Source organism: Reyranella aquatilis (assembly GCF_020880995.1).
Classification (GTDB): domain Bacteria; phylum Pseudomonadota; class Alphaproteobacteria; order Reyranellales; family Reyranellaceae; genus Reyranella; species Reyranella aquatilis.
Genome location: NZ_JAJISD010000014.1, coordinates 132,731 through 141,778, shown reverse-complemented (window position 1 = coordinate 141,778; position 9,048 = coordinate 132,731). Strand labels below are relative to the sequence as shown.

Below are 9,048 nucleotides of genomic sequence, written 5' to 3'. Positions count from 1 at the left end.
TGCACGCGCCGTGTTTCCTCACTAGACGAAATTGCGCGGGGCTTTCCCTCCAACAAACCGGTGTATTGAAATGAAGCGACTGGACTCGATGGACTTCGACGAGCTGCTGGCCCTCAAGGCGAAGGTCGAGGCGGCCATCGCGGCGCGCGTCGAGAAGGAGCGCAAGCGGCTCACCGCGTCGCTCGAGCGTCTCGATGCGATCGGCCTGGGCGGTGCGCCGTCCCGCGGCAAGCGCGGTCCGCGCGCCGGCACCGGCAAGGGCCGCAAGATCGAGCCGAAGTATCGCAATCCGGAGAACGCCGACGAAGTCTGGGCCGGCCGCGGCAACCGTCCGCGCTGGCTGGTCGCCGCGCTGAAGGGCGGCCGCAAGAAGCTCGAGGACTTCGCCGTCGCGCCCTCGAAGTAGAACGCTTTCATGGTCCTCCCCCGTTTGACGGGGGAGGTGGAAGAGCTAGGCGGCGTCCATCACGTCGAGCAGGCGCGGGCGGACGCCGAGCTGCTCGACCAGCTGGTCGAGCTTGCGGCGGGCGAGCGGGTTGGACTGCTGGTGGCGCGTTGCCAGGATCAGCTCGTTCTTCAGCGAATGTTCGAGGCCGGTGAACTCGGTGACACGCACCTTGTAGCCGTGCGCCTCCAGCACCAGGCCGCGCAGCACGTTGGTCGCATGCGCGCCGAACTCGCGGCGGTGCATCGGATGGCGCCACAGCTGGTCGATCGGCGCGGGCTTCGCGCCCTCCAGCAGCGACGCGACCTCGGCCTGGCAGCAGGGGATCAGCGCGATCACCTTGGCCTGGTGGCGCAGCGCGAAGCGGATCGCGTCGTCGGTGGCGGTGTCGCAGGCATGCAGCGCCGTCACCATGTCGGCGCGGCCGCCGGGCAGGGCGGTGTCGGCGATCCCGCCCGCCACGAACGACAGTCGGTCGAAGCCGCACGCTTTCGCGAGCGCCTCGGCGCGCTCGACCAGCTCGGCGCGCACCTCGACGCCCACCAGCGAGCCGTGGCCGGCCGGGCCGACGACGAGATCGTAGAGCAGGAAGCCGAGATAGGATTTGCCGGCCCCGAGATCGGCGAGGATCGCGTCCGGCCGCTCGGCCAGCAGCGCGTCGAGCGAGGGCCGCAGCAGCTGCACCAGGTGCAGCACCTGCTTCAGCTTGCGCCGCGAATCGAGGTTGAGCCCGCCGTCGCGCGTCAGCACGTGCAGTGCCTTCAGGAGTTCCACCGAGCTCGCGCGCGCGCCGCCCGGCCAGATCTCGGCCAGCACCTTCTGCGCGGCGATCACGTCGGGACGTTCGCGGGACGCGGACGGGTTCGCGGGCCGCTGCCGGGACGAATGCTTGGGCGACGAATGCTTGGGCGACGAATGCTTGGGCATGGGCCAAGCTTGTGGGCGAGCCGCGGCATCGGCGCAAGTCCGCGGCGCGGTGCGCCTCAGGCGCCGCGCGGCGCGTCCGGCGGCGGCAGGCGAAGCCAGGCGTTGATGTCGGCGACGTCGTGGATCCACGGCGGCTCCTCCTGCGGCGGCAGGTCCTCGGTCGTCATCATCTGCGTGACCTGCACCGTCTCGGGGCCGGGCAGCGCATCGCCCGGCTCGTCCTCGGGCTCCTCGCCGCAGATGTAGAGCAGGTGGAAGCGGCGGCCGTCGGTGAGGCTGACGACGCAGCCGAGGAACGACAGCTCGACCTCGAGCTGCGACCAGTAGGCCTCGACCCGTTCGAGATCCTCGACGCCGAAACCGTAGGTCTGCTCGGAGGCGAGTTCCACCGCGCGCAGGATCAGGTCGGCCTCGATCTCGTAGGAATCGAGGGCGTCGGGATCGGTCGCCGTGCGTGGCGGCCCACCGCGCCTGTGTTCGTCGGGTCGATGTTCGTCGGGTCGATGTGCGTCGCGGGGAACCGCGAGCGGCTGCAGCAGGGGAAGGACGGACATGGCTCTCTCGCTTTCACAGGTGATGGTTGCCGCGGCAGCCGTTCCAGAACCAGGCGCGGTGTTCCTTCTCGGCCCACACGATCATCACGCCGGCGTAGTTCACGGGATCGGCCACGGTCGGATGCGTCTTCTCGATCAGTCGCCCGGCCGAGAGATGGGCGGTGTAGGACCAGGCGCCGGTGCTGCGCTCGAAGCGGTAATGCTGCACGACCTCGCGCAGCATGCCGGTGGTGCGGCCCCAGGCGAGGATCTCCTCGCGCTCGGCCTCGCGCCGTTCCCATTCGATCGCCACCTCCTCGCGCGTGGCGCCCTTGTTGCTGTTGGCGCGCAGCCGGTGCAGCCCGTTGGCCAGCGCATGCTCGGCGAACAGGGAAGCGGGCTCGGGCTCGAGGAAGCGGATGGTGGTTATGCCGTTGAAGTTGTTGAGGCGATACTCGCCCAGCTTCTGCAGCGTCACGTTCACCTCGGCCTGCTCGTAGGTGAGCCAGTGGCCGCGCTGGATGACCTGCGTGGCATGCGGATAGACGCGCTCGATGTCTGCGGCGTTGACGAGATAGCCGCGCGCGGTCGGATCCTGGTCGCGCGGGATGCGGCCGCGCTTCGGGGCGGGCGGGCGAACGAACGGGGGAGGCGCCGGGGTGTCGGTCATGGCGCGCCTCACCGGGCCCGGATGAAGGAGCGCACCTGTGCCTCCGACAGGAAGCGCGTGACGGCGAAGGCGCGCGAGCCGCACTTGCCGCACACCACGCCCGCCTGTTCGAGCGTGCGCCGGTCGCCCGGCCGTGCCCTGAGCGCCGCCGCCGTGACGACCACGCGGCGAATGCAGCGTTCGCATTCGATGCCGACGGGCCGCGTGCCCGTGGCGACGTCATGAAGCGTCAGTCCAACCATCCGTCACCTCCTTGCCGGAGGCGACTCGTATAGGAACAAAACAGGAACAACAAGCCACGGAATGTGGGGCGTGAAAGCCATGAAAGCACGCCAGATATGGGTTTTCCGGGCCTTGAAAGGGCTTGTATTTAGTTAGCTATTAGCTAATATGAGCCGTGGTGACGGTCACCTACACCAAGTCGGCATCGAAGGTCCTGAGCCGTCTGCAGCCCAAGCTGGCCGCGCGGATCATGGATAAGATCGAGCAGTTCGCTGCCGATCCCCGCAGCCAGGCGAATAATGTGAAAGCATTGGCGGGGTCGCCGTATATCCGGCTCCGCGTTGGCGACTGGCGCGTCATCATGGACGATCAGGGCAACGTGCTCCTGGTTCTCGAAATCGGTTCTCGCGGCGACATCTACAAGTAGGAGGCGAGCGTGCAGATCATCACCACTCCAAACGGCGAGAGCCTCGTCATCCTGCCGCTCGCCGATTACGAACGCCTCGTCGACCAGGCCGACATCGCCCGGGCGAACAGAATCAGGCAGGCCCTTGCGTCGGGTGAAGAAGAGGTCGTTCCGGCGGCGATCGTGCGCCGTCTCATCGCCGGGGAGAACAAGGTCAAGGTCTGGCGCAGCCATCGCGGCCTGTCGGGACGCGATCTAGCAGCCGCCGCCGGCGTCAGTGCGCCTTTCATCTCCGAGATCGAGAGCGGCCGGAAGGACGGCAGCGTGTCGGTGATGAAGAAGATCGCCGAGGCGCTGAAGGTCGATCTCGACGATCTGGTGTGAGCGTCACGGGGCGCACTGCAGCGCAAGGCGGGACCGTCGCCGCCGAACGCTACGGGTGCTGGCGGTAGTCGAAGTCGGTGTCGCTCAGCAGCCAGAACTCGGCGATGCGGCCCTCGCGCAGGCGATAGAAGTAATTCACCTCGGTGACGAAGCGTTCGCCACTGGCGATCAGCGTGCAGCTATAGAGGAAGCGGATCGCGAAGCGGTCCGTGTCGGCGACGATGTCACGAATGTCGTAGACCGGATCCGCGAAATTCCCCACATCCCAGCGCAGGCGGTTGACCACATCGTCGAGCGTCAGCACCTGAGCGCGATGATGGCCGATCGCGTCGGGGTGATAGAAGCGCGGCACGGCGGTGTGGTCGAACGGCATCCACACTTCCTGCATCAGGCGCAGGGCGAACTCGCGAACCGTCCCGGACATGGCGATCTCCGTCGTCTTCGTCTTCGTCACGCCGCGCGGGTGGGGCGTTCCGGGCTGCGGCGATCGGATGAACCGAGCGTACCGTCCGGCATGAACTGCAGGATCAGCACGCAGAGCGCGACCGCGAGTGCGGCCCAGGCGAGCCAGGTGGAGAGGCCGGCGCGCGGCCTGGTCGAGGCCGATGTCGATGCGGAAGTCGATGACCATGACGTGCCGGCGGCCGCGGCGCGGGCGGCCTCGCGCATCTCCCTGGTCTGCGGGATCGCGGCGACGGCGCCCTTGGGCAACAGCGCGATCAGGCGGGCGGCCATCTTCACCACCTCGATCGCGGTCCAGGGATGGCCGGGCAGGCGCGCGATGTGGCGGGCCAGCGCCTCGACCGCTTCCTCGCGCGGCAGTGCGGCCAGGCGCGCCGCCTCCTGCCACGGATCGAGATCGAGGCGCGTCAGCGCCGAGAGCACGGTGAGGTCGATGCCCGACGCGTCGCTGCCGAGCGGGCCGAACAGGAAATCGTTGTAGGCCGAATGGCCCAGGGAATATTCCGGACGCAGGGTCATGGGGATTCTCCGGGGCATCCTTGCCTTGGGGCACGGGCCGAGGACCATGGCGGCATTGCCCTCGCTTGACCAGTGAGATGGCGGCTTCGATGCCGGTTGCCAAGTCGTGCCGCGCCTGCGATGCCCGTGCGGCCGGGACACGCCCCCCGCGCGCCGACGGTGGAGACCGCATGCTCACGCTCAGGATCCGCCACCGCACCACCTATCTCTATCATTCGCCGGTGCAGCTCGGGCCGCACCGGCTGATGCTGCGGCCGCGCGAGAGCCGCGAGCTGCGTCTGGTATCGCACGCCGTGACGGTGTCGCCCGACGCCGCCGTGACCTGGGCGCACGACGTATTCGGCAATGCCGTGGCGACCGCGTCGTTCGTGGGCATGACCGACCGGCTGGTGGTCGACAGCGAGGCCGAGCTGGTGCTGGGCGCCGATCCCTGGCCGGTCTTCGACATCGCCGTCGCCGCCGCGGCCTATCCCTTCGCCTATACCGACGCCGACTGGCGCGATCTCGGCGCGCTGGTGGTGCCGCAATATCTCGATCCCGAGCGCCGGCTGCTCGCCTGGGCCGAGGGCTTCGTGCGCAGCCGGCCGACCGACACGCTGTCGCTGCTCAAGGACCTGAGCGCGGGCGTGGCGGCGCGCGTGGGCTACGAGAGCCGCGAGAGCGAGGGCACTCAGGCGCCGCTCGAGACGCTGGCGCGCGGCCTGGGCTCGTGCCGCGACCTCGCGGTGCTGTTCGTCGAGGCGGCGCGCTGCCTGCGCTTCGGCGCGCGCCTCTGCTCGGGCTATCTGCACCGGCCCGAGCGGCTGGCGTCGGAGATGGAATCGACCCACGCCTGGGCGGAAGTCTATGTGCCGGGCGCGGGCTGGATCACCTTCGATCCGACCAACCGCAGCGTCGGCGGGCGCAACCTCATCCCGGTCGCGGTGGCGCGCGAGATCTGGCAGGTGACGCCGGTCTCGGGCGCCTTCACCGGCGCGGGCAACGCCTATCGCGGCCTGTGGGTCGAGGTCGCCGTTACGCCGGTCTGAACACAAGAAAAAGCCCGCTCCCTTCGCGAGGAAGGGAACGGGCTGGCAGACGTCGGGGAAGCGCCCGCGAGGGCGGCTCCCCCCGGGAGGATTACTCCTCGACGTTGCGCAGATTCTCGGCCGACATCTTGCCGCTGCGGCGGTCGGCGACCAGCTCGAACGAGACCTTCTGGCCCTCGTTCAGCATGCCGAGGCCGGAGCGCTCGACGGCGCTGATATGCACGAAGGCATCGGCGCCGCCCTGGTCCGGCTGGATGAATCCGAAGCCCTTTTGGGCGTTAAACCACTTCACGGTTCCCGTCGTCATGGGAGACCCTTTCACTACAATAGAAATGCGCTCCGGCCGCGCCTGCGGGCAGGCGTGGTTGGAGTGTCGAACTTGCGATTTTTCAGGATCAAACGCGGTGGAGCGGGCTGCCGGACTCTCACCGGAAACGCGGACCAAAATCAGATGTCCGTCTTTCGACGGCGGATGTATGCCCGCATCCGGCGCCGATTACAAGCGGCGGTCGCAGAATGCCTCCGCCTCCGCAACGCCGTCCGCGCCGCCATCTTTCCGACACGGTGGCTTCCCACATCGGCGGCCGGGCTGGCCGAACCTCGATGGGCATGATTTCGTGACTCCGCTTTCGCGTCTGAAGACCGTGGCCGATGCCGCGCTGGAGAGCGTGGGCGCGGCGCTGGATGCCACGCCGCTGTCGCACCGGCGGCATCGCATCGCCGTCACCGGGCTGCAGCGTTCGGGCAAGACCGTGTTCATCACCGCGTTCGCCCACGCGCTGATGACGGCGGCGCGCGCGCCGATGACGGCCTTCCCGTTCTTTCCCTGGCGCGAGCATGTGCGCAGCGTCGAGCTGCTGGAGATCCCCGGCGTGCCGCGCTTTCCCTTCGAGGAGCGCCTGGCGCAACTGCTCGGCGACACGCCCGCCTGGCCCGCGCCGACCACCGGCCTCAGCGGCCTGCGCGTGCGCATCCGCCACGACGATGTCGGCCTGCTGCGCTCGGTCGTCTCGTCCACCGTCACGACCGATCTCGATCTCATCGACTATCCCGGTGAATGGCTGCTCGACCTGCCGATGCTCGGCCAGTCGTTCCGCGACTGGTCGCGGCAGATGGAGGAGCTGGCCCACAGCGCGGGCCGGCGCGATCTCGCGGCGCCGTGGCTCGACGCGGTGCGCGGCCTCGATGCGGAGGCACCCGAGAACCCGGCGGAACTGGCGCGTATCGCCGGCCTCTACCGCGACTATCTGGTGCGCTGCCGGCAGGAGCGCGGCCTCTGCTTCGTGCAGCCCGGGCGCTTCGCGATGGAGGGCGATACGGTCGATCCGCACGCGTCGTTCTTCCCGCTCTCGACCGTGCGCGCGGGCCTGGGCGCGAATTTTGGAGCGGGCATCGGCGCGGCAAAGCGCGGCACTATGGGCGCGGCGCTGCTCGCCCGCCACGCCGCCTATCTGAAGCAGGTGCGCCAGTTCTACGGCGACGTCTTTGGCCGCCTCGGCAAGCAGGTGCTGCTGGTCGATCTCCTGTCGGCGCTGCAGCAGGGCCGCGAGCCCTTCGCCGATCTCGGCCTCGCCATCCGCAGCATCAGCGACGCCTTCGAGGAGCTGAAGCATCCGCTGCTCAGGCTGCTGCCGATGGCCAAGGTCGAGCGGCTGGCGCTGGTCGCGACCAAGGCCGACCACGTCACCGCCGACCAGCATGCCAACCTGGTCAACCTGCTGCGCGACATGGTGGGCGAGCCGTTCCTGCTCGCGACCGCGCGCCAGTCGGGCCTGCTGGCCGTGGCCTCGGTGAAGGCGACGACCGATCTCAAGCTCAAGGTGAACGATCTCGCCACGCCCTTCCTGCGCGGCATCCCGGCCGGGCGCGCCGAGGTGCTGGACATCCAGCCCGGCGTGATCCCCGGCACGATCCCCGCCGCCGACCAGTGGGACGAGACCGGCTTCAACATCCGCCGCTTCGAGCCGCCGCGCCTCGGCCCCGGCTTCGCCGACCGGCCGCTGCCGCACGTCAATCTCGACAAGGTCCTCCAGTTCCTCCTCGCCCGGACAGGCCCATGAGCATCACGCCCACCACGGACGCTTCCGTCCCCCGGCCCCGCCGCCTCGTCGACATGGAGTTCCGGCCGGGCGAGCTGCCGCCCGCGGAGGCGCCGTCGGTCGACGCGCCGCTGCCCGAGGTGACCACGCACCCGCCCGCGATGCGCTGGCCCGCGAAGCTGGCACTCGGCTCGGGCGCGCTCCTGCTGCTGCTGTGGGTGATCGACGGCGCGGTCTCGCTGCTGCGCGGCGCGATCGAGCGCGGCAGCCTGCTCGACTTCGCGCAGTTCGCCGTGCTGGTGGCGCTGCTGGGCTCGACGCTGTGGCTGCTGGCTGGCCAGGCCCGCGCCTACGCGCGGCTGAAGTCGGCGGAGCGGGCGCGCGAGCTCGCCGAGCATCTGACGCGGCTGGGCGGCGTCGGCAGCGGTGGCCGGCTGATCGGCGTGCTGAAGGCTCTCTATGCCGGCAACCCGGCGGTGCTGGGCAAGCTCGACGGCGTGTCCGCCGCGCTGCAGCCGCAGCACACCGACGCCGACGTGATCGATCTCCTGAACCGCGAGATCTTCGTGCCGATGGACCGCCTGGCCGACGAGCGCATCCAGCGCGCTGCCCTTCGCGCCAGCCTGGGCGTCGCGGCCTGCCCGCATCCCGCGCTCGACGCGGTGGTGGTGGTGGGCGTCGGCCTCGCGCTGGTGAAGGACCTGATGCAGATCTACGGCCTGCGCCACAGCGCGCGCGCCGTCTGGCGCATCGTCTCGCACGTCCTGTTCTCGGCCTCCTCGACCGCCGTCATGAGCAGCGTCGTGGAGTTCGCGATGAAGGCCACCCACGACCGCATCGCCACCGCCGTCGTCGGCACCGCCGGCGAAGCCCTGGTCGTCGCCCGCCGCCTGTTCGCGCTGGGCGTGCTCGCGAAGGCGGAGATCCGGCCGCTGCCGGTGGTCAGGTGAGGGGCGTTTGGGCCAGGAGAGGAACGGCTCGCGTCACCCGATGCGCGTGGACTTCATCGCCCCCCGCGATATCGTGCGAGTGGAGGCGCGCGATGTCCGTGGAATTCAAACCCATCCTCAAGCTCGACACGATGTACGGGCATTGCGACGAGCTTAAGATCGAGTTCCGTGACATGGATCTGATCGCCAGCGTCCAATACTACCGGACGGCCGGCACCTTCCGCCGAACCTTCACTTTCGGTTTCGTGGAGGCTCACAGCCTCTATTCCGAGATGCTGCTGCCGCCAACGGCGCGCCACTGCCACGATCAACTATGCGAGGTCGTCGGCCCGACTGGGTAAAGTGCTGTAGATACTTGATCCATTTACAGCACCCTGCGCGCGAGTCCGCGAATGGAAATCCTTAAAATGAACGTCCAGCGCGTTCTTGATCGATGATGGAATCTCAACAGGGTCTGACATAT

Annotated in this window: 14 protein-coding genes; 7 read left to right on the top strand and 7 right to left on the bottom strand. The window is 68.9% G+C overall.

Annotated elements, in window-relative coordinates:
• Window positions 1–70 precede the first annotated feature (70 nt).
• Entirely contained in the window at window positions 71–406 is a 336-nt protein-coding gene (locus LJ725_RS25920; protein WP_230553853.1) for an H-NS histone family protein, read from the top strand.
• Between the two features lie 45 nt (window positions 407–451).
• On the opposite strand, the gene LJ725_RS25915 is transcribed toward LJ725_RS25920, so the two are convergent.
• Genes LJ725_RS25915 through LJ725_RS25900 form a run of 4 tightly spaced genes read right to left on the bottom strand, consistent with a single transcriptional unit; the run spans window position 452 to window position 2,817 of the window.
• Window positions 452–1,372: a class I SAM-dependent methyltransferase gene (locus LJ725_RS25915; RefSeq protein ID WP_230553852.1), complete on the bottom strand. Its 921-nt coding sequence runs from the start codon at window positions 1,370–1,372 to the stop codon at window positions 452–454.
• Between the two features lie 56 nt (window positions 1,373–1,428).
• On the bottom strand, window positions 1,429–1,926 hold the full coding sequence (locus LJ725_RS25910; RefSeq protein WP_230553851.1) for a hypothetical protein: 498 nt from the start codon (window positions 1,924–1,926) through the stop codon (window positions 1,429–1,431).
• A 13-nt stretch (window positions 1,927–1,939) separates the two neighbouring features.
• Window positions 1,940–2,575: a hypothetical protein gene (locus LJ725_RS25905; RefSeq protein ID WP_230553850.1), complete on the bottom strand. Its 636-nt coding sequence runs from the start codon at window positions 2,573–2,575 to the stop codon at window positions 1,940–1,942.
• An 8-nt stretch (window positions 2,576–2,583) separates the two neighbouring features.
• Window positions 2,584–2,817: a hypothetical protein gene (locus LJ725_RS25900; RefSeq protein ID WP_230553849.1), complete on the bottom strand. Its 234-nt coding sequence runs from the start codon at window positions 2,815–2,817 to the stop codon at window positions 2,584–2,586.
• 158 nt (window positions 2,818–2,975) lie between these two features.
• On the opposite strand from LJ725_RS25900, the gene LJ725_RS25895 reads away from it, so the two are divergent.
• On the top strand, window positions 2,976–3,224 hold the full coding sequence (locus tag LJ725_RS25895; protein ID WP_329958394.1) for a type II toxin-antitoxin system RelE family toxin: 249 nt from the start codon (window positions 2,976–2,978) through the stop codon (window positions 3,222–3,224).
• Window positions 3,225–3,233: 9 nt separating this feature from the next.
• Window positions 3,234–3,587 carry a helix-turn-helix domain-containing protein gene (locus LJ725_RS25890; RefSeq protein WP_230553847.1) on the top strand — a complete coding sequence of 118 codons (354 nt, stop codon included), beginning with the start codon at window positions 3,234–3,236 and terminating at the stop codon, window positions 3,585–3,587.
• Between the two features lie 49 nt (window positions 3,588–3,636).
• Here the strand turns inward: LJ725_RS25890 and LJ725_RS25885 are convergent, their stop codons facing one another.
• Both LJ725_RS25885 and LJ725_RS25880 read right to left on the bottom strand, forming a co-directional pair.
• Complete coding sequence (locus LJ725_RS25885) at window positions 3,637–4,011, bottom strand: ester cyclase (RefSeq protein WP_230553846.1); 375 nt, start codon at window positions 4,009–4,011, stop codon at window positions 3,637–3,639.
• A 26-nt stretch (window positions 4,012–4,037) separates the two neighbouring features.
• The gene (locus LJ725_RS25880) at window positions 4,038–4,568 is read right to left on the bottom strand and encodes a hypothetical protein (RefSeq protein ID WP_230553845.1); all 531 of its coding nucleotides are present in this window, start codon (window positions 4,566–4,568) and stop codon (window positions 4,038–4,040) included.
• 170 nt (window positions 4,569–4,738) lie between these two features.
• On the opposite strand from LJ725_RS25880, the gene LJ725_RS25875 reads away from it, so the two are divergent.
• Window positions 4,739–5,596: a transglutaminase family protein gene (locus LJ725_RS25875; RefSeq protein ID WP_230553844.1), complete on the top strand. Its 858-nt coding sequence runs from the start codon at window positions 4,739–4,741 to the stop codon at window positions 5,594–5,596.
• Between the two features lie 91 nt (window positions 5,597–5,687).
• On the opposite strand, the gene LJ725_RS25870 is transcribed toward LJ725_RS25875, so the two are convergent.
• A complete protein-coding gene (locus LJ725_RS25870) occupies window positions 5,688–5,903 on the bottom strand; it encodes a cold-shock protein (protein WP_230553843.1) in 216 nt (71 codons plus the stop codon).
• 310 nt (window positions 5,904–6,213) lie between these two features.
• On the opposite strand from LJ725_RS25870, the gene LJ725_RS25865 reads away from it, so the two are divergent.
• From LJ725_RS25865 to LJ725_RS25855, 3 genes are all read left to right on the top strand, one after another.
• A complete protein-coding gene (locus LJ725_RS25865; RefSeq protein ID WP_230553842.1) occupies window positions 6,214–7,656 on the top strand; it encodes a YcjX family protein in 1,443 nt (480 codons plus the stop codon).
• Entirely contained in the window at window positions 7,653–8,585 is a 933-nt protein-coding gene (locus LJ725_RS25860; protein WP_230553841.1) for a DUF697 domain-containing protein, read from the top strand. The genes LJ725_RS25865 and LJ725_RS25860 overlap by 4 nt, the downstream gene beginning before the upstream one ends.
• Window positions 8,586–8,677: 92 nt before the next feature.
• A complete protein-coding gene (locus LJ725_RS25855; protein ID WP_230553840.1) occupies window positions 8,678–8,926 on the top strand; it encodes a hypothetical protein in 249 nt (82 codons plus the stop codon).
• Window positions 8,927–9,048: the final 122 nt, after the last annotated feature.

Coding starts and splice junctions, on each gene's coding strand:
- LJ725_RS25920 (WP_230553853.1), top strand. CDS start 71: ATGAAGCGACTGGACTCGATGGACTTCGACGAGCTGCTGGCCCTCAAG.
- LJ725_RS25915 (WP_230553852.1), bottom strand. CDS start 1,372: ATGCCCAAGCATTCGTCGCCCAAGCATTCGTCGCCCAAGCATTCGTCC.
- LJ725_RS25910 (WP_230553851.1), bottom strand. CDS start 1,926: ATGTCCGTCCTTCCCCTGCTGCAGCCGCTCGCGGTTCCCCGCGACGCA.
- LJ725_RS25905 (WP_230553850.1), bottom strand. CDS start 2,575: ATGACCGACACCCCGGCGCCTCCCCCGTTCGTTCGCCCGCCCGCCCCG.
- LJ725_RS25900 (WP_230553849.1), bottom strand. CDS start 2,817: ATGGTTGGACTGACGCTTCATGACGTCGCCACGGGCACGCGGCCCGTC.
- LJ725_RS25885 (WP_230553846.1), bottom strand. CDS start 4,011: ATGTCCGGGACGGTTCGCGAGTTCGCCCTGCGCCTGATGCAGGAAGTG.
- LJ725_RS25880 (WP_230553845.1), bottom strand. CDS start 4,568: ATGACCCTGCGTCCGGAATATTCCCTGGGCCATTCGGCCTACAACGAT.
- LJ725_RS25875 (WP_230553844.1), top strand. CDS start 4,739: ATGCTCACGCTCAGGATCCGCCACCGCACCACCTATCTCTATCATTCG.
- LJ725_RS25870 (WP_230553843.1), bottom strand. CDS start 5,903: ATGACGACGGGAACCGTGAAGTGGTTTAACGCCCAAAAGGGCTTCGGA.
- LJ725_RS25860 (WP_230553841.1), top strand. CDS start 7,653: ATGAGCATCACGCCCACCACGGACGCTTCCGTCCCCCGGCCCCGCCGC.
- LJ725_RS25855 (WP_230553840.1), top strand. CDS start 8,678: ATGTCCGTGGAATTCAAACCCATCCTCAAGCTCGACACGATGTACGGG.